Origin of the sequence: Campylobacter concisus, assembly GCF_902460845.1 — a bacterium.
Taxonomy (GTDB): Bacteria; Campylobacterota; Campylobacteria; order Campylobacterales; family Campylobacteraceae; genus Campylobacter_A; species Campylobacter_A concisus_X.
Genome location: NZ_CABPVS010000003.1, coordinates 273,750 through 292,151 on the forward strand (window position 1 = coordinate 273,750; position 18,402 = coordinate 292,151).

Here is an 18,402-nt window from a genome sequence, read left to right on the forward strand (position 1 = left end):
ACTAAAATTTTTACTTAAGCGTGTCAGAATTTTGACACGCTTTTAATAATACTTTGCTTAAATTTTTACCTAACCATGCTTGGATTTAGCATATTTTTTGGCTCTAAAATTTTATCGATCTCTTCTTTGCTTAGATAGCCTCTCTCTAGGCAGATATCGCCAACTGCTTTACCTGTTTGCAAAGCTTCTTTAGCGATGCTTGCAGATTTTTCGTAACCAATGTATGGGTTAAACGCAGTTACGATACCAACTGAGCCTAGAACTAATTTTAAGCAAGCGTCTGGATTTGCTGTTAGTTTTCTTACAGCTTTTTCAGCTAGTGTTTTCATCGCGTTTTCAAGGATAAATATAGAGTTAAATAATGCATAAGCGATGCCTGGCTCAAATGCATTTAGCTCAAATTCGCCTCTTTCTGAGCAAAGCATGATAGTTACGTCGTTGCCGATTACTTCATAGCACGCTTCGCCTACGACCTCAGCAATAACTGGGTTTACTTTGCCTGGCATGATTGAGCTGCCTGGTTGCATTTGCGGTAAATTTATCTCGCCAAGACCGCATCTTGGGCCTGAATTCATCAAACGAAGGTCATTTGCGATTTTTGAAAGTCTAACAGCTGCAGTTTTTAACGCACCACTTACGTGAACGAAGTCTGCTGTATCTTGTGTAGCTGCTATGAAATCATCAGCTTTTTTGAAATCAACACCAGTGATATCTTTTAACTTTTTAACAACCACATTTTTATAATCAGGATGGCAGTTGATACCTGTACCAATCGCAGTTGCACCCATATTTAGATATGTCATTGATTCGCGTGCAGCTGTGATCTTTTCTATATCGCTCTTAATATAGCTTGCAAATGCGTTAAATGTATTTCCAAGTGTTGTAGGAACTGCGTCCTCAAGCTCAGTTCTACCCATTTTAATGATATCTTTAAAATCTTTTGCTTTTTTTTCAAGTTCGTCTTTTAGTAGATTCATCGCAGCAAGCAAATCAGTAAGTTTTGCGTAAGTTGCTACTTTTATTGAGCTTGGGTAAGTGTCGTTTGTGCTTTGTCCAAGGTTTGTATGATCGTTTGGATGGATGTATTGATACTCACCTTTTTTATGACCCATGCTCTCAAGTGCGATATTTGTAATAACTTCGTTTGCATTCATATTTGTACTTGTTCCAGCACCACCTTGGACCATATCAACCACAAATTGATCTAAAAACTCACCAGCTATTACTCTATCAGCGGCTTTTGCTAGCGTATCAGCGATCTTAGGGTCTAAAACGCCAACCTCTTTATTTGCAAGTGCAGCTGCTTTTTTAATTTGTGCAAATGCTTTTACAAAGTATGGATACTCTTTTAAAGTTCTACCGCTCATGTGAAAATTTTCGGTAGCTCTAAATGTTTGGATACCATAATAAAAATCGTCAGAGATTTCCAACTCACCTATAAAATCGTGTTCTTTTCTGGTTGCCATAACCATTCTCCTTATAAAAAATGTATTAATGAAATTATATAGATATTTAATATTTTAAATATTAATTACTACTTTATTTTTTTAAGCTTTGACTTTTAACCTAGATAAAACGACTTTTGGAGAAAAATTTATAGTAGCTTTTAAGCTATATTTAATAATATAGCTTAGATAAATTGTTATTTAAATAATAATATCACTTTTTTATTATATAAAAAGCTCGTAATTAGCTCAAATTTATTTAAATTTTTAAGCTTAAAAGGTAAATATATAGAAAAATAACATAAAATAAATATTAAATCACACTTTTTATATCCAAAAATATAAAAAATAAAGTTAAATTTTATTTCTAATATTACTTTAGAAAGTAAAAACTAAGTAAATATCGCCATATTGCAAAGTAAATTTATTAAATTTTTAAGTAGAGCCCTTAAACTAAGCATTATAAAAATATTATTTAATAAATTTTATTTTACAAATCTTACTAATACTTTAGAAATTTCTTATTAATTTTCTTTCTTGTTTATAAAGTCTTTTTACTGGATTTTGATAATTTTTATAAGCTATTTTTAATTTATATGGTTAGATTAATACTTGCAAGAATTTATAGTAAATATAAAAATTTTAATCTTGCTCCTATAATCAGGAGCAAGAAATAACAGATTTTAGCTCTCAAATCCCAAATTTGCTCTGTATTCTTCATATGTGCCTTTAAAATTAACCACTTCGCCATTGCCTTTTAGGTGTAAAATTCTATTTGCAAAGGCGTCTATTAGCTCCCTGTCGTGGCTCACGCAGATAACTGAGCCGTTAAAGTTATAAAATGCCTCGCCAAGCGCGATGATAGCCTCAAGATCGAGGTGGTTGTTTGGCTCATCCATGACAAGTAAATTTGGTCTGTGAAGCATAAGCTGAGCTAGTCTCACGCGGTGTTTTTCGCCACCGCTTAGCGCGCCTACTGCCTTTTCTTGCTCAGCACCGCTAAAGAGCATCCTGCCAAGGCACTTTCTAATCTCATCGATGTCCTTGTTTTTGGCATCTTGCAAGTACTCATAAAGCTTTAGCTCGCCATCTATCTTATTTACCGTATCTTGTGCAAAATATCCTAGCTCGATGGTCGCGCCTATATGCACTTCGCCCGCATCAGGCTTTAGCTCGCCCATTATGATCTTGCAAAGCGTACTTTTACCAACGCCATTATGACCGATAATAGCTAGTTTATCGCCCTTTTCAAGCTTAAAGTTAAAGTTTTCAAATATCACTTTATTGTCAAATTTCTTACTAATGTTCTTTAGCTCTATTAGCTCATTTCCTATCTCGCGGTTTGCACGAAATAGAATACTAGGATCACGTCTGCTTGATACTGCGATTTCTGCGATATCGAGCTTTTCAAGCTGCTTTGCACGAGAGGTCGCCTGCTTTGCCTTACTCGCATTTGCTGAAAATCTCGCGATAAATTTCTCCAGCTCCTCTTTCTCTTTTAGCTTCTTGTCACGCTCCATCTCATGCTGCTTTGCGATCAAATTTGCAGCCATATACCAGTTGTCGTAGTTGCCTGAAAACTCGCGAATTTTCTTAAAATCCACATCCAAAATGTTTGTGCAAACTCTATTTAAAAAGTGCCTATCGTGGCTGATAACCACAAGTGTGCCCTCGTGGCGGTTTAGCTCGTTTTCTAGCCATGCGATCGCGTCTATATCAAGGTTGTTTGTCGGCTCGTCTAAAAACAAGATGTCTGGCTTTGGAAATAGCACTTGAGCTAGCAAAACTTTAACTTTATCTGAGTTTTCGACCTCGCTCATGAGCTTATCAAATTCATTTAACCCAAGCGAGCTTAAAATTTTTTCTATCCTAGTCTCGTACTCGTAGCTTGGGTCTTCTTCAGCACTTATCATCTCAAGCTCGCTTAAGCGCTCATTTATCTCATCTGTAAATTCCTCGCTCATATAGAGCTTTTCTTTCTCTTTTACAGCGTCATATAGGCGTTTGTTGCCATAAAGTACCGCGTCTTTTAGTGTGAAATTTTCAAATGCAAACTGATCTTGCCCAAGCACGCCAACCTTTAGTCCATTTTCTATGACGATCTCGCCGCTAGTCGGCTCGATAGCTCCGCTTAAAATTTTTAAAAATGTCGATTTACCAGCGCCATTTGCACCAATTAGTCCATATCTATTGTGGCGATTTAGCTTTAAATTTACATCTTCAAATAGCAAACTGCTTGCAAATCTTTGAGTAAGTCCCCTAACTTCTAACATTATTTTTCCTTGAATTTATTTTTTGCGATTTTGCCTAAAAATTGATTAAAAAGCCATTTTTGCTACTTTAGCCTAAAATGACCTGTGATCTTGTAGTTATAAAGTATATTTTCTTCTTGTACGCCAGAGCCGATATTGTGGATGACAAGCGGTGTTTGGCCTTCAAATTTATCTGAGATCACGCCAATGTGAGGTAAATTTCTTGGTAGCATCCATGTGACGATATCCCCTGGCAGAAATTTATCATCGCTCACCTCAAAACCTTTCCTTTTTAGATAGGTAGCGATGTTTAAAACACGCCTGTGATCGATGTTTTTATCAGCCTTTTTAAGTCCCCATTTTTTAGGATAGCTTGCGAAATTTCTACTTATATCTTCAAAAATGAGTCTTTGCAGATCCATCTCTTGATGACGTAGCGCCCTTATCACAACATCGGTACAAACGCCCTTTTTGATATCCACGTCGCCCATTGGATAGGCGAGCCCTTCGTAGCTTGGATCGTAACTTAGCGTCACGCCGATCTGCAACCTAGCATCATTTACAAATTTGCTCGCCGAAAAGGCAAAAATTTGTGTGGCAAAAAGAACCAAAAGCAGAAATTTCTTCATTTCTTACTTTAAAAGCATGGTTTTTAGGATACGTTTTCCTATCTCAACGCCTGGCTGATCATAGGTGTTGATGCCTAGCATGATGCCAGTGGCCGAGGTGAGCAACTCGTAGTAGAAAATGAGCCAGCCAGCATGAAACTCATCAAGCCTCTCAAGCGTGATCGTATCAACACTTATGCCCTCTTGCACCAGCGCCATAGCAGTCGCGTCGCACTGCAAATTTATAAGCTCATTTAGGCTTAGACCCGCCACAAAATCGCACTCTTCAAGCCCTTTTAGGCTCAAATTTGGGATAGTCTTGTCGCTTGCGTGATCTTTTATCTTTATAAATGTCACGCTCTTATCTTTTACACCGTCCATGATAAGCTGCAAAAAGCTGTGCTGATCACGGCTACCGACAAGTCCAACTGGCGTAAGACCAACTCTTTTATAACCTCTTTTTTTACCAAGGCTCTCAGCCCAAAGCTGCACATACCAGTCGTTAAATTCAAAAAATCTATCGCAGTAGCTAAATATGACATTTATGCTAGCGTTTCTATTAGTGGCGTAGTGGTAGGCTTTTGCGACGATAGAGTTATCTTTTTGCTCGATGTATTGCTTCTTACAAGCAAGTGCACCATCTAAAAGCGCCTTTATATCGTAGCCACAGATACCAAGAGGCACAAGGCCGATCGCACTTAGCACGCTAAATCTACCGCCAACATTTTTTGGAATATTAAAAAATTTAATCCCATTTTCTTTGGCAAAATTTTCTAAATTTGTCCCAGGATCAGTTATGATTAGGAAATTTTTGCCTAAATTTTGAGGTTTAAAGTCATCAAGCAAGCACTTAAAAATAGTGATCGTCTCGATTGTGTTGCCTGATTTTGAGCTTATTACAAAAAGCGTCTCATCAAAATTTACCCCATCAAGCGTGCTTTTGTAGCTGCAAGGATCGACGTTATCTAAAAACAAAAGCTCTCTTTTTATCCCCTTTGTGCCATCAAGCATTGATTTTAGCGCCTTTACGCCAAGACTGCTGCCGCCAATGCCAACTAGCACGACATTTTTGATATGAGCTAGCCCCTTTTCATACTCCTCGATCTCGCCAAGTAAATTTTGCCCAAGCACTGGCAAGTGGTAGTAGCCTATCTCACCGCTTTCGTACTCGTCGTTTATGCGTTTGGCATAAGAGTCGATGACGTCGCTACTTGCGAAGTTAAATTTAAATGAAGTTTCTATCATTTACTTCGCTCGTAAAAGAAATTTGTAGCTTCGACAAAGCCATCTATACTACCACAGTCAAACCTCTTGCCCTTAAATTTATAAGCTAGCACCATACCATCTTTTGCCTGCGTTTTTAGCGCGTCAGTGATCTGAATTTCGCCGTTTTTACCTGGCTTTGTTCGCTCTAAGATGTTAAAAATATCTGGCGTTAGGATGTAGCGACCAATGATAGCTAAATTTGTCGGAGCCTCGGCTGGATCAGGCTTTTCAACCATATCATCAACCATTATAAGATCATCTTCTATAAACCTGCCGCTTACAACGCCGTAAGACTTGGTCTGCTCTTTTGGCACTTCCATCACAGCAACGACACTGCAGCGATACTTTTCATAAATTTTAACCATCTGTGAAAGCACGCCCTCACCATTTTCATTTATGCATAGATCATCTGCCAAAATGACTCCAAATGCTTCATCTCGAACTAGCGTTTTACCTGTATAAATAGCATGTCCAAGCCCTTTCATGGCATTTTGCCTAGTAAATGAAAATGTGCATGAGCTCATTAAATTTCTAACTTCGCTAAGCAGCGACTCTTTTGAGCTGCCAGCGATCTCTTTTTCTAGCTCGTAGCTGATGTCAAAATAGTCCTCAAGCGCTCTTTTTCCGCGCCCTGTGACAAATGCCATATTATCCATGCCAGCCTCAAGTGCCTCATCAACGCCGTAGTGAATGAGCGGTTTTGTAAGGATCGGCAACATCTCTTTTGGGAGCGATTTTGTAGCTGGCAAAAACCTCGTTCCGTATCCAGCCGCTGGAAATAGGCAAGTTTGTATCATTTTAGTCCTTCATGAAAAATTGCAAAATTCTACTATCTTTTCCTTAATAATATAAATTTGTCTGAATTTACAAGGCTTTAATTAGCAAATTGATAAGATTTTTAAAATTTTTAAAAAAGAGCAAATTTGCAGACGATTGATAGGATTTTTAAAGCCCAGCTTGATATAAAAAAGTCAAATTTTTTAGCATTTTTGTGCCCGATTAGCTCGTTTAAAAGCTTGCATGAGAGCCTAAAAGAGGAGCATTTTAAGGCTGTTCACATAGTTTGGGCGACAAGGGAATTAAACAAATACGGACAAATCGTTGAAAATCAAAGCGATGATGGCGAGCCAAAGGGCACTAGCGGTCAGCCAAGCCTAAACGCGCTAAGGGGGGCGGGGCTCATAAATGTTGGTGTCTTGATAGTCAGGTATTTTGGCGGGATCAAGCTTGGCACTGGAGGGCTGGTAAGAGCCTACTCTGGGGCTGTAAATGAAGCGATAAATGAAGCGATAAAAGATGGTGGCGTGATGAAATTTGAGATAAAAGATGAGGTTAAATTTTTTACGCCATTTTCATTAATGAGCCGCTTTGAGCACTATTTTGCCACTAAAAATTTAAGCGAGTTTGAAAGAGAATTTAATGACACTGGAGCGATCTGGAGCGTAAATTTAAATGAGGCGGAGTTTGCTGAGCTATTTAAATTTTGCAAAGAATTTGAAGCAACTGAGTTTAATTTTTTAGCCCTTGCGCTTAGTGGCAAGAGCTTATTCGCTCATCAAAGCTAAATCATTGTAAAATTGCAAAAAATTTAAAAAGAAAGTAAAAATGGAAATTTGGAACGACATTTATAACCACTTTAACCCAGTCGCCTTTAGTATCTTTGGCTTTAGTGTGCACTGGTACGGGCTTATGTATATTTTAGCCCTTGTTTTAGCACTTGCCATGGCAAAATATCTCGTTAAAAAAGATAAAATCCCAATCTCAAATCAGCTTTTGGATAACTACTTTTTTTGGGTAGAGATAGGTGTCATTTTAGGCGCTAGGCTTGGCTGGGTTTTAGTATATTCAGGCGAAGTAAGCTACTACTTGACGCAGCCTTGGCAAATTTTTAATCCATTTCATAACGGCGAATTTATAGGAATTCGTGGTATGAGTTATCACGGAGCTGTAGTTGGCTTTTTGCTTGCGACATATCTATTTTGCAAAAGGTATAAACAAAATTTATGGCAGCTACTTGATCTTTGTGCGGTTTGCATACCTTTTGGCTATACATTTGGCAGGATCGGAAATTTCTTAAATCAAGAGCTTTTTGGACGAGTTACAGATGTGCCTTGGGCGATAAATGTTTTTGGCCAACCAAGACATCCTAGCCAACTTTATGAGGCATTCTTAGAAGGTTTAGTTATTTTTATTATTTTATTTTTATATAGGAAATTTAAGAAATTTAATGGCGAGCTGATCGCGCTTTATGCTATTTTATACACTTTTGCAAGATTTATTTGTGAATTTTTTAGAGAGCCTGATTCAGGGCTTGGATTTATTATTTTTAATCTTTCAATGGGTCAAATATTATCACTTATCATGTGTGGTTTTGGAATTTTTATTTATGCCATGCTTTATAAAAAATTTTCAAAGCTCTAATATAAGTGTTTAAAAAATATTAAAGTAAAAATCTGATAGGATTAGCTTTATCAATTAATACTAATATTTAAATTAGTATTAAGAAATGATAATTTATTTCAAATTTCTTAGGAGGGCTCATGACCGGGCTTATAGAAGGTTTTTTGGGAAAACGGTCGGACGATAAAAAAAGTCGCACACCAGCCGCTTGGGATAGATGGCAAAGTATTACAGGTTTTATTTTAGCCTGTTTCATATTGTGCCATATGGTTTTTACTTCTACTATACTACTTGGTAAAGACGCATTTAACGCTGTCGTAGGATTTGCGGAAGCTAAATTTTTATTTGGAGAAGCTACTTGGTGGATTACTAATGTTATTGCCGCGGTAATATTTGCCATTTTTATCGCTCATGCATTTTTAGCTATGAGAAAATTTCCAGCAAACTATAGACAATATCTAATGTTTAGAGGCCACAAAGACCGCATGAAGCACCTTGATACTACGCTTTGGTGGTTTCAGTTTTTGACCGGTTTTGCGCTATTTTTTGCAGCCAGCGCGCACCTAGTGGATATAGTCTTTGGCGGACACATTACTGCAGATAATTCAGCTAAAAATTTTCATCAATTAGAAATTTTTTACTTCGCGCTACTTGTTTTCATGGTCGTTCACGCTAGCGTGGGAATGTACCGCCTATACGTAAAATGGATAAGCATCGACGGAGTAAACAAACAAGAGATGTTTGCAAAAAGAAATAAAGCCAAAACTGCGATATTTGCGGTCTTTGGAGTGCTCGCGGTCATCGCGCTGATCGCCGATTTCGTGTGGATCAGCCATTAAAAAGGAGCTAGAAGATGAATGTAAAATATTATGATGCATTAGTTATCGGAGGCGGTCTAGCTGGTCTTAGAGCTGCCGTTGCCGCAGGAGAAAAAGGGCTAAGTACGGTAGTTTTAAGCCTAATCCCGGTTAAGCGCTCGCACTCTGCGGCTGCGCAAGGCGGCATGCAAGCCTCTTTAGGAAATTCAAAAATGAGCGAAGGCGACAACGAGGATGTGCACTTTGCCGACACGGTAAAAGGTAGTGACTGGGGCTGTGACCAACAAGTTGCTCGTATGTTTTGTCAAACAGCGCCTAAGGCGATTCGCGAGTTAGCGGCTTGGGGCGTGCCTTGGACTCGTATAACAAAAGGCGAGAGAAGTGCTATCATCAACGCTCAAAAAACTACTATTATTGAAAAAGAAGAGGTTCATGGCCTTATTCACTCACGTGACTTTGGTGGTACAAAAAAATGGAGAACCTGCTATACAGCTGACGCAACTGGTCACACAATGCTTTTTGCCGTAGCAAACGAAGCTCTAAAGCACAACGTCGAAATTCATGACAGAAAAGAAGCTATCGCGCTAATCCACGCAAACAACCGCTGTTACGGCGCGATCGTTCGCGATCTAGTTAACGGCGAGATCACGGCATACGTCGCAAAAGGCACGCTAATAGCTACAGGCGGCTACGGCAGGGTTTATAAACACACTACAAACGCCGTAGTTTGCGAGGGTATCGGCGCGGCCATCGCACTTGAGACTGGCGTAGCTCAGCTTGGCAACATGGAAGCGGTACAGTTTCACCCGACTCCGATCGTTCCATCAGGCATTCTTTTAACAGAAGGTTGCCGCGGCGACGGCGGAATTTTACGCGACGTGGACGGATACCGCTTTATGCCCGACTACGAGCCTGAGAAAAAAGAATTAGCTAGCCGCGACGTCGTAAGTCGCCGCATCATGGAGCATATCCGCGCAGGCAAGGGCGTACCTAGCCCATACGGATATCACGTTTGGCTTGATATCTCGATCTTAGGACGCGAGCATATAGAGAAAAATTTACGCGACGTTCAAGAAATTTGCGAAATCTTTAACGGCATCGATCCTGCCGATACCGAAGTATATACCGACGAGAGCGGACGACAGCGCGGCAAGGGCTGGGCGCCGATCCTGCCTATGCAGCACTACTCTATGGGCGGCATAAAAACTAAGCCTACAGGTGAGAGCCCGACACTAGCTGGTCTATTTAGCGCCGGCGAGGCTGCATGCTGGGATATGCACGGATTTAACCGCCTAGGCGGCAACTCCGTTTCTGAAACGGTCGTCGCGGGCATGATCGTTGGGGACTATTTTGCCGACTACTGCGGCAGCCACGAGATAGATATAAATACCGCAGATATCGAAAAATTCGTTAAAAGAGAGGAAGACTATCTAAAAAGCCTAGTAGAAAAAGAGGGCAAATTTAACGTATTTGAGATCAAAAACAAGATGAAAGACATCATGTGGGAGCATGTGGCGATCTTTAGAACTGGCGAAGGTCTAGCCGTAGCGGTAAAAGAGCTAGAAGAGCTTTATAAACAATCTTTGGACGTCAAAGTCGCAAACAAGGCGCTATTTGGCAACCCTGAGCTTGAGGAAGCCTACCGCGTACCAAAGATGCTAAAACTGGCCCTTTGTATCGCGAAAGGCGCGCTTGATCGCACCGAGAGCCGAGGAGCGCACTGCCGCGAAGACTATCCGAAACGCGACGACCTAAACTGGCTAAATAGAACTCTAACTAGCTGGAAAGAGGGCGATACGCTACCGACTATCGTGTATGAGCCGCTTGATATTATGAAAATGGAGATGCCACCAGCATTTAGAGGCTATGGTGCGAAAGGTAATATTATTGAGCATCCAGATAGTGCCATCCGCCAAAAAGAGGTTGATGAAATTCGTGAGAAAATGCAAGCTGAAGGTAAGAGCAGACAAGAAATTCAAGAAGCGCTAATGTACTACGAGCTTCAGCCTAAATATAAAGCACCAAACGAAAGAGCAGGAATAGGATATGAGTAGAAAAATAACCATAAAAGCATTTAAATATAATCCGTTAAGTAAAATTTCAAAGCCGCATTTTGCGACCTACGAGCTAGAAGAGACTGATGGTATGACATTGTTTATCGCGTTAAATATGATTCGCGAGAAATTTGACCCAGATCTTAGCTTTGACTTTGTTTGTCGTGCTGGAATTTGTGGAAGTTGTGGCATGCTTGTAAATGGTAAGCCAAGATTAGCTTGTAGAACTCTTACTAAAGATTTTGAAAGTGGAGTAATTGAGCTTATGCCTTTGCCAGTATTTAAGTTGCTAAAAGACTTAAGCGTAGACACCGGCAACTGGATGAATGCGATGAGTAGGCGTGTGGAGAGCTGGATACATACAGACCACGAGACCGATATCTCTAAGCTTGAGGAAAAGGTTGAGCCTGAAGTAGCGCAAGAGGTATTTGAGCTTGACCGTTGCATCGAGTGCGGTATCTGCGTAGCTGCGTGCGGTACGGCTATAATGAGGCCTGATTTCATCGGCGCGGTCGGACTTAACCGCGTAGCTAGGTTTAAAATCGACGCGCTTGATAAACGAACCGACGAGGACTTTTACGAGCTTATCGGCGATGATGACGGCGTGTTTGGCTGTATGACTTTGCTAGGCTGCGAGGATAACTGCCCTAAACACTTACCACTTCAAAGCCGCATAGCTTATATGCGTAGAAAAATGGCTGCCATAAAGTAGCCAAGGGGCTGTAAAAGCCCCAAATTTACTTCTAAATTTATTAAAAAAGACTGCAAATAGATGCCAAAAGGCATAAAAAGATATCAATAGATACAAATAAGAAAAATAAAAATATCAAAAATGGGATTGATAAGAGTGTGTCCATTATATAACCAAGTGGAAATACGATAAATATAAAGACGATTCCAACACCAGAAACAAAACAAAAAATTAGCGCAAATATCGTAGCAAAGGTGTTTACAAATAAGCTAATATTTTCTAAAAGAAAATTTGTTAGGCCAAGACATCTCATGTTTTGATTATAGCTTTTAAGCCAAAAAATTTATATAATTTCAAAAATTTGCTTCATTTAAGGATATAAAATGTTGCCAAGCTATAAAGATATGATGCTACCTATTTTGGAATTTGTCGCGCAAAAGAAAGAAGCAAATAGAGCTGAAATTTCTAAATTTATAATTGAGTATTTTAAGTTAAAAGACGAAGATATTTTACAAAAAATAAAAAGTGGAACTTTTACATATATAAGCAGGACGGGCTGGGCTTTATCCTATCTAGCTACAACAGCACAAGTAAAATCAAGGCCAGAAAAAGTGCCGCTTAAAAAAGTTGGTAGAAGCCTATTTGCCATAACAAATTTTGGCAAAGAGCTAGTAAGTAGCAAGGACAAAAAGAGCAAATTTCTCTCTTGGTACGATGAAATTTACAAACAAGAGATAAGGCAAGAGGAAAAAGAGGCTACAGAAAATACCCCAGATGACAATATAGATGAAGCGCTTTGCAAGATAAAAGAGGAGCTAAAAAGTGAAATTTTATCTAGCATTTTAGAAAAAGAGCCAAGATTTTTTGAATACCTTGTAACAAAACTACTTGAAAAGATGAATTATGGAGCCGGAAATCTTACAAACAAAGGCCCAGATGGCGGGATAGATGGTATCATAGATGAAGATGAACTTGGGCTTTCTAAAATTTACATCCAAGCAAAAAGATACAAAGACGGCAGTAATATCCGTAGGCCAGAAATTCAGCAGTTTATCGGCGCCATCTCAAATAAAAATACTAAAAAAGGTGTCTTTATCACTACGGCAAAATTTACTAAAGAAGCTGAAAATTTCGCCAAAGATAATCAAAATTTTAGTGTGGTTTTGATAGATGGCGACAAGCTTGCAGAGCTAATGATAAAATACAAAGTCGGCGTTCAAACAAGCCAAATATATGAAATTTGTAAAATCGACACCGACTTTTTTGAGGAAAATAATTTTTAAAATTTTAAGCCATAAAGCACTACTGCGTATATTTATTGCAAGTTGCTACTTGGGATCATTTTGGTCTTGCTTTATTTGTGTGCTTAAAAGACAAATTTAAATCTTTACTAACACCAAAATAGTCCAAATTTACCAGCTTAGAATGCTTTTTAAACCAAATTTTACTCTTATAAACGCCGTCTAAAATTTAAGTGTTATAATTACAGCGAAATAACGATTTTAAGGAGAGGATATGCAATCTCGCATAATCACTGGCGTTTTGATGTTTGTTGTTATTTTGGTAGTTTTTTTTATTGATAATTATATTTTAAATTTTATCTTGCTCGGCGCTGTGCTTTATTTTGCATTTAATGAGTCGATCAAGCTTTATAATATCGATCACAAACAGCTAGTTTTTGCCGCACTTGCTTTTTATGTGCTTACATATTTTACAAATCCAATTTTCATAGCGATCCTTGCTATCATGCTAGTTGCTTCGATCCTAGCTCACATAAAAAGTGAAAATTTAAAGCTAGTCGCACCTTTTGTATATCCGACCACACCGATCTTTATGATGTGGATGCTTTACTCAGAGTATGGCGTAGGCTATCTCGTATGGCTTATTTTAAGCGTAGTTGCAAGCGATAGTGGTGCATTTTTTGTTGGTAAAATGTTTGGCAAACATCCATTTAGCCCAAGCTCACCAAACAAAACAATCGAAGGTGCAGCAGGCGGTGTGGCGATAGGCACAGTGATTGGCTGCATTGTTGGAAATTTTGTTACTGAAGGATTTTTTCAAATTTTATTTTCAAGCTTTTTAGTCTGCGTGTTTGCAGTTTGGGGAGATTTGTTTGAGAGTTACCTAAAAAGACTTTGCGGTGTCAAAGATAGTGGTTCGCTCTTCCCAGGACACGGTGGCATGCTTGATAGGATAGATGGCTATTTATTTGGCGTAGTCGCCCTACTTTGGTCGCTCTCGTGGTAATACTTGGCTCAACTGGTTCAATCGGCAAAAACGCCCTTAACCTTTGCGAAAAATTTGGCGTAGAGGTTGAGGCGTTAAGCTGTGCTAAAAATGTAGATTTACTAAATGAGCAAATCTTAAATTTTAAGCCAAAATTTGTCTGCGTAGGCGATGAAAAGCTAGTTAAAAATGTAAAAAATGTAGAAGCTAAAAATATCTTTTTTGGCGAGGCTGGACTGCTACAAATGCTAGAAATTTCAAGCTCAAAAAAGGTAATAAACGCCCTTGTTGGCTTTGCTGGCCTTGCTCCTAGTTTAAAGACGCAAACTCTTGGCAAAAGGCTTGCCCTTGCAAACAAAGAGAGTCTTGTTGTTGGCGGCAAATTTCTAAAGACTAGAGAAATTTTACCAATAGACAGCGAGCATTTTGGACTTAAATTTCTACTTGAAAATAAAACTGCACCAAAAAGACTCATCATCACAGCAAGTGGCGGCGCATTTTATAAAAAGCCGATCAAATTTCTAAAAGATGCCACGCCAAGTGACGCACTAAAACACCCAAACTGGGATATGGGTGCAAAGATCACGATTGATAGTGCGACGATGGCAAATAAGCTTTTTGAAGTAATGGAGGCTTACTGGCTTTATGGCATCAAGGAGATCGAGGCTGTGATAGAGCCAACTTCTGCGATACACGCCGTAGTAGAGTTTATAGACGGCTCAAGCACGATGCACCTCTCGCGACCTAACATGAAACTAGCTATCGCTCATGCTATGTTTGAAAATATCAATGAAAATATTGTCTCACACGCAAATTTACTTGATCTAAAAAATATAAAATTTCATAAAATCAGCCTTAAAAAATATCCCATTTTTTCGCTAAAAGATGAGGTCCTAGCAAACCCTGATCTAGGTGTAGTGATAAATGCTGCAAATGAGGTTGGAGTATTTAGCTTTTTAGAGAAAAAATGCCCGTTTTTGGATATCTCAAGGCTCGTTTTAAACTCTGTTAAAAATTTTAGAGATATTAAAATTTCAAATATTGATGAAATTTTTGAAGCTGATAAAGAAGTTAGAAATTACGCAAAAAGGATGTTAAATGCAAAGGTATGAGGGTTATAAATTTGATCCCAAACAAAGCTTAATCGGCGTTCAGTTTTTATTTGTCGCCTTTGGTGCACTGGTATTAGTGCCGATACTTACGGGACTAGATGCAAATGTAGCTCTCTTTACAGCCGGTCTTGGCACGCTACTTTTTCAGCTAGTCACTAGAAAAAATGTTCCGCCTATTTTTTTAGCAAGCTCCTTTGCTTTTATCGCGCCACTTCAGTACGGTATCGAAAAATGGGGCATAGCCGTGACGATGGGAGGCGTTATATTTGCTGGATTTTTCTACGTTGTTTTAAGCCTCGTGGTCCGATTTGGCGGAGAGAAAATTTTGCATAAAATTTTACCTCCAGTTGTCGTTGGTCCAGTCATCATGACAATAGGCCTTATCCTTGCCCCAAATGCTGTCAAAATGGCAACATCGGCCACTGAAATTTATACTCAAAATGAGGCGATGATCGTCGCTGGCATTTCGCTAGTGGCTACTATTTTAGTGATGATGCTTGGGCGTGGCATGTTTAGGCTTATACCTATTTTGCTTGGTATCATCACTGGCTACATCGTAGCTTACTGCTTTGGCATGGTTGATTTTACCCCTATCTTTAATGCACCTTGGTTTAGAATGCCAAATTTCACTACACCAAAATTTGAGTTTGAAGCGATCATTTATATGATACCTATCGCTATCGCTCCAGCGATCGAACACATAGGCGATATGCTTGCTATCTCAAATGTTACAAAAGAAGATTTTCTAAAAAATCCAGGCCTTAAAAACACACTCCTTGGAGATGGACTTGCCACTTCGCTTGCTGCTTTTTTTGGTGGCCCGCCAAACACTACATACTCAGAGGTCACAGGCGCAGTTAGCCTTACAAAAGCTTATAATCCAGCAATCATGACCTTTGCAGCAATCACTGCCATTGTGCTAGCCTTTGTTGGCAAGCTAGGAGCGGTGCTCTCAACTATCCCAGCCCCAGTCATCGGCGGTATCATGCTGCTACTTTTTGGCATCATCGCAAGCGTTGGCATGGAGACACTTATAAAAAATAAAGTTGACCTTGCAGACCCTAGAAATATGATAATTGTAGCCCTCATCTTCATCTTTGCCATCGGTGGCATGGTGCTTGACCTTGGAGCGGTTAAATTTTCAGGTATAGGGCTTGGTGCGGTTACTGGTATAGTTTTAAATTTGCTTTTACCAAAAACAAAGCATTATGAAGGATATTAATGCGTAAATTTTTACTTTTTTTACTAACCTTTACCACTGCTAGTTTAGCCAATACTTTAGACTATGCGCTCATCAAAAAAGGTGAACCAAGCGAAAATACGATGTTGTTAATCGGTGGCATTCAAGGCGATGAGCCGGGTGGCTTTTTGGCAGCCTCTATCGTGGCAACTGACTATAACATCACAAAAGGTTCGCTTTGGGTCGTGCCAAATTTAAATTTCCCAAGCATAATCGAGCGAAGTCGTGGCACAAAAGGCGATATGAATAGAAAATTTGCCCATGTCGATAAAAACGATCCTGACTATAATTCAGTGATGAAGATAAAAGACGTCATAACCGATAAAAACGTTACGCTCATCTTAAATTTACACGATGGAAGCGGCTATTACAGAGATAAATTTATAAACAAAGACGAAAATCCAGATAAATGGGGCAATACTTGCATCATTGATCAAAGCACGCTTTCTGGCTCAAAATATCCAGAGCTTGAAAGTATCGCCTCAAGCGTAAAAGACGTGCTAAATAAGCATCTAATAGATCAAAAACACCAGTATCACATCAAAAACACGCACACCGCAATGGGTGATAAAGAGATGCTAAAAAGCCTAACTTACTATGCTATCACGCAAAATAAGTCAGCCTTTGCAAACGAAGCTAGTAAAAATTTAAACGCCGAGCAAAGGACTTATTACCATCTAATCGCCATTGAAGAATATATGAAAAAGGCTGGCATTAGCTTTACTAGGCCGTTTAACCTTGATGTTAAAAGCGTAAAAAAAGCAATCGAAAAAGAGATCAGACTCGAGCTTGAAAATTCATACGCGATAAGTCTTAAAAATCTAAAGCCTTTAATAAATTTTGTCCCGCTTAAAAAAGGCGAGTTAAACTATAGCTCACCAAATCCGCTAATAGCTGTCATAAAAGAGAATGGTAGCTTCAAAGTGCAGTACGGCAACCGCTTTGTTACTAGATTAAAACCGCAATATTTCGAGTTTGCAAAACCACTTGATGAAATTTTACTAATAAGCGACAGTAGCGAGCTTACATTAAAAAGTGGCGATAAATTTAGCGTGAAAAAGAGCTTTAAAATAAAATCACTCAAAAACGTGCGCGTAAACGTCATAGGATACGGTACAAAAAGTATAGATGAGAGTGAGCAAGAAGTGGCTAAAAATAGCCTAAATAAAAGCTATAGCATCGATAAAGACGGCAAAATTTATAGAGTCGAGTTTTATAAAAACGAAGATGGCAAAGAGAAATTTGCTGGCATGATCTTAGCGGAGTTTAAATGATACTTGGCATCGAAAGTAGCTGCGATGATAGCTCGGTCGCACTCATAGATGAACGTACCTTAGAGAAGATTTATTATAAAAAAATTTCTCAAGAAGAGGAGCACGCTATCTTTGGTGGCGTGGTTCCTGAGCTTGCAGCGAGGCTTCATACAAAGGCGCTGCCAGCACTTTTAGAGGATATCTTGCCAAATTTTAAAGATATAAAAGCGATCGCTGTGACAAATGAGCCAGGTCTTAGTGTGAGCCTAATAGGTGGTGTCAGCATGGCAAAAGCGCTAAGCGTAGCTCTAAATATCCCGCTAATCGCTGTCAATCATTTAGTTGGTCACATCTACTCGCTATTTTTAGATCGCGAAGCCGCCTTTCCACTTGGCGTCCTGTTAGTTAGTGGCGGGCATACGATGATCCTAGAGATTGACGAAAATGGTGAAATTTTGGAGCTTGCAAGTACTGGCGATGATAGCTTTGGTGAGAGCTTTGACAAGGTTGCTAAAATGCTTGATCTTGGCTATCCAGGCGGTGCTGTTGTGCAGCAAAATGCACTTTTGTGTGAGGATAAAGAGAGGTTTAAATTTACCGTCCCACTTCTTCACGATAAACGCCTTGAATATAGTTTTTCAGGGCTTAAAAACCAAGTCAGAGTTGAAATTTCTAAGCTAGAAAGTATCACACAAAAGGATATCGCTGACATCTGCTACGCATTTGAAAATACTGCCTGTGAGCACATTTTAAACAAGCTTGAAAAGGTCTTTTGTTTAAGAAATTTTAAGCGTTTTGGCGTAGTTGGCGGTGCAAGTGCAAATCTAAATTTACGAAAAAGGCTTGAGATGCTTTGCCAAAAAAATGAGTGCGAGCTTTTGCTAGCTCCACTTGAATTTTGCTCTGATAACGCCTTGATGATAGCAAGAGCGGGACGTGAGAAGTACCTAAAAGGCGAGTTTGTAAGCCATAGCGAGCTAAATATAAATCCAAGAGTTAGCTTTAAAAAGCTTGAGTTAAATTAAACTTTTTAAAAA

The 18,402-nt window shown here is 39.2% G+C and carries 16 protein-coding genes; 11 read left to right on the forward strand and 5 right to left on the reverse strand.

Features of this window, described 5'->3' with window-relative positions; translation table 11 throughout:
* Positions 1-65 precede the first annotated feature (65 nt).
* The 5 genes from F3H00_RS04470 to galU form a co-directional block, all read right to left on the reverse strand.
* Entirely contained in the window at positions 66-1,466 is a 1,401-nt protein-coding gene (locus F3H00_RS04470; protein ID WP_148800165.1) for an aspartate ammonia-lyase, read from the reverse strand.
* A 662-nt stretch (positions 1,467-2,128) separates the two neighbouring features.
* Positions 2,129-3,718, reverse strand: a complete 1,590-nt coding sequence (locus F3H00_RS04475; protein WP_148798854.1) for an ABC-F family ATP-binding cassette domain-containing protein — start codon at positions 3,716-3,718, stop codon at positions 2,129-2,131.
* A gap of 62 nt (positions 3,719-3,780) precedes the next feature.
* Positions 3,781-4,326, reverse strand: coding sequence for a DUF1287 domain-containing protein (locus F3H00_RS04480; RefSeq protein ID WP_148798852.1), 546 nt, complete (start codon positions 4,324-4,326; stop codon positions 3,781-3,783).
* 3 nt (positions 4,327-4,329) lie between these two features.
* On the reverse strand, positions 4,330-5,550 hold the full coding sequence (locus F3H00_RS04485) for a glucose-6-phosphate isomerase (RefSeq protein ID WP_148798850.1): 1,221 nt from the start codon (positions 5,548-5,550) through the stop codon (positions 4,330-4,332).
* A complete protein-coding gene (galU, locus tag F3H00_RS04490; protein WP_009294249.1) occupies positions 5,547-6,368 on the reverse strand; it encodes a UTP--glucose-1-phosphate uridylyltransferase GalU in 822 nt (273 codons plus the stop codon). Before galU ends, F3H00_RS04485 begins: the two co-directional genes overlap by 4 nt.
* Before the next feature lie 126 nt (positions 6,369-6,494).
* On the opposite strand from galU, the gene F3H00_RS04495 reads away from it, so the two are divergent.
* From F3H00_RS04495 to tsaD, 11 genes are all read left to right on the forward strand, one after another.
* On the forward strand, positions 6,495-7,136 hold the full coding sequence (locus tag F3H00_RS04495; protein WP_148798848.1) for an IMPACT family protein: 642 nt from the start codon (positions 6,495-6,497) through the stop codon (positions 7,134-7,136).
* Positions 7,137-7,176: 40 nt separating this feature from the next.
* On the forward strand, positions 7,177-7,992 hold the full coding sequence (gene lgt / locus F3H00_RS04500) for a prolipoprotein diacylglyceryl transferase (RefSeq protein WP_103600061.1): 816 nt from the start codon (positions 7,177-7,179) through the stop codon (positions 7,990-7,992).
* A gap of 119 nt (positions 7,993-8,111) precedes the next feature.
* Positions 8,112-8,810, forward strand: coding sequence for a fumarate reductase cytochrome b subunit (locus F3H00_RS04505; RefSeq protein WP_148798846.1), 699 nt, complete (start codon positions 8,112-8,114; stop codon positions 8,808-8,810).
* 14 nt (positions 8,811-8,824) lie between these two features.
* Positions 8,825-10,843 carry a fumarate reductase flavoprotein subunit gene (locus F3H00_RS04510; protein ID WP_148798845.1) on the forward strand — a complete coding sequence of 673 codons (2,019 nt, stop codon included), beginning with the start codon at positions 8,825-8,827 and terminating at the stop codon, positions 10,841-10,843.
* A complete protein-coding gene (locus F3H00_RS04515; protein ID WP_021091811.1) occupies positions 10,836-11,555 on the forward strand; it encodes a fumarate reductase iron-sulfur subunit in 720 nt (239 codons plus the stop codon). The genes F3H00_RS04510 and F3H00_RS04515 overlap by 8 nt, the downstream gene beginning before the upstream one ends.
* Positions 11,556-11,917: 362 nt before the next feature.
* A complete protein-coding gene (locus tag F3H00_RS04520; protein WP_148798843.1) occupies positions 11,918-12,817 on the forward strand; it encodes a restriction endonuclease in 900 nt (299 codons plus the stop codon).
* A 232-nt stretch (positions 12,818-13,049) separates the two neighbouring features.
* Positions 13,050-13,781 (forward strand): phosphatidate cytidylyltransferase, encoded by a 732-nt coding sequence (locus tag F3H00_RS04525; RefSeq protein ID WP_149703726.1) that lies wholly within the window; start codon positions 13,050-13,052, stop codon positions 13,779-13,781.
* Positions 13,763-14,872: a 1-deoxy-D-xylulose-5-phosphate reductoisomerase gene (gene dxr, locus F3H00_RS04530; RefSeq protein ID WP_148798840.1), complete on the forward strand. Its 1,110-nt coding sequence runs from the start codon at positions 13,763-13,765 to the stop codon at positions 14,870-14,872. The genes F3H00_RS04525 and dxr overlap by 19 nt, the downstream gene beginning before the upstream one ends.
* Positions 14,859-16,094, forward strand: a complete 1,236-nt coding sequence (locus F3H00_RS04535; RefSeq protein ID WP_085658208.1) for a uracil-xanthine permease family protein — start codon at positions 14,859-14,861, stop codon at positions 16,092-16,094. Before dxr ends, F3H00_RS04535 begins: the two co-directional genes overlap by 14 nt.
* The gene (locus tag F3H00_RS04540; protein WP_148798839.1) at positions 16,094-17,386 is read left to right on the forward strand and encodes a M99 family carboxypeptidase catalytic domain-containing protein; all 1,293 of its coding nucleotides are present in this window, start codon (positions 16,094-16,096) and stop codon (positions 17,384-17,386) included. The genes F3H00_RS04535 and F3H00_RS04540 overlap by 1 nt, the downstream gene beginning before the upstream one ends.
* The gene (gene tsaD / locus F3H00_RS04545; protein WP_148798837.1) at positions 17,383-18,390 is read left to right on the forward strand and encodes a tRNA (adenosine(37)-N6)-threonylcarbamoyltransferase complex transferase subunit TsaD; all 1,008 of its coding nucleotides are present in this window, start codon (positions 17,383-17,385) and stop codon (positions 18,388-18,390) included. Before F3H00_RS04540 ends, tsaD begins: the two co-directional genes overlap by 4 nt.
* Positions 18,391-18,402: the final 12 nt, after the last annotated feature.

What these genes read in the sequence shown, in the direction of transcription:
- F3H00_RS04470 (WP_148800165.1), bottom strand. Translation starts at nt 1,466, where the DNA reads ATGGCAACCAGAAAAGAACACGATTTTATAGGTGAGTTGGAAATCTCT.
- F3H00_RS04475 (WP_148798854.1), bottom strand. Translation starts at nt 3,718, where the DNA reads ATGTTAGAAGTTAGGGGACTTACTCAAAGATTTGCAAGCAGTTTGCTA.
- F3H00_RS04480 (WP_148798852.1), bottom strand. Translation starts at nt 4,326, where the DNA reads ATGAAGAAATTTCTGCTTTTGGTTCTTTTTGCCACACAAATTTTTGCC.
- F3H00_RS04485 (WP_148798850.1), bottom strand. Translation starts at nt 5,550, where the DNA reads ATGATAGAAACTTCATTTAAATTTAACTTCGCAAGTAGCGACGTCATC.
- galU (WP_009294249.1), bottom strand. Translation starts at nt 6,368, where the DNA reads ATGATACAAACTTGCCTATTTCCAGCGGCTGGATACGGAACGAGGTTT.
- lgt (WP_103600061.1), top strand. Translation starts at nt 7,177, where the DNA reads ATGGAAATTTGGAACGACATTTATAACCACTTTAACCCAGTCGCCTTT.
- F3H00_RS04505 (WP_148798846.1), top strand. Translation starts at nt 8,112, where the DNA reads ATGACCGGGCTTATAGAAGGTTTTTTGGGAAAACGGTCGGACGATAAA.
- F3H00_RS04510 (WP_148798845.1), top strand. Translation starts at nt 8,825, where the DNA reads ATGAATGTAAAATATTATGATGCATTAGTTATCGGAGGCGGTCTAGCT.
- F3H00_RS04515 (WP_021091811.1), top strand. Translation starts at nt 10,836, where the DNA reads ATGAGTAGAAAAATAACCATAAAAGCATTTAAATATAATCCGTTAAGT.
- F3H00_RS04520 (WP_148798843.1), top strand. Translation starts at nt 11,918, where the DNA reads ATGTTGCCAAGCTATAAAGATATGATGCTACCTATTTTGGAATTTGTC.
- F3H00_RS04525 (WP_149703726.1), top strand. Translation starts at nt 13,050, where the DNA reads ATGCAATCTCGCATAATCACTGGCGTTTTGATGTTTGTTGTTATTTTG.
- F3H00_RS04535 (WP_085658208.1), top strand. Translation starts at nt 14,859, where the DNA reads ATGCAAAGGTATGAGGGTTATAAATTTGATCCCAAACAAAGCTTAATC.
- F3H00_RS04540 (WP_148798839.1), top strand. Translation starts at nt 16,094, where the DNA reads ATGCGTAAATTTTTACTTTTTTTACTAACCTTTACCACTGCTAGTTTA.
- tsaD (WP_148798837.1), top strand. Translation starts at nt 17,383, where the DNA reads ATGATACTTGGCATCGAAAGTAGCTGCGATGATAGCTCGGTCGCACTC.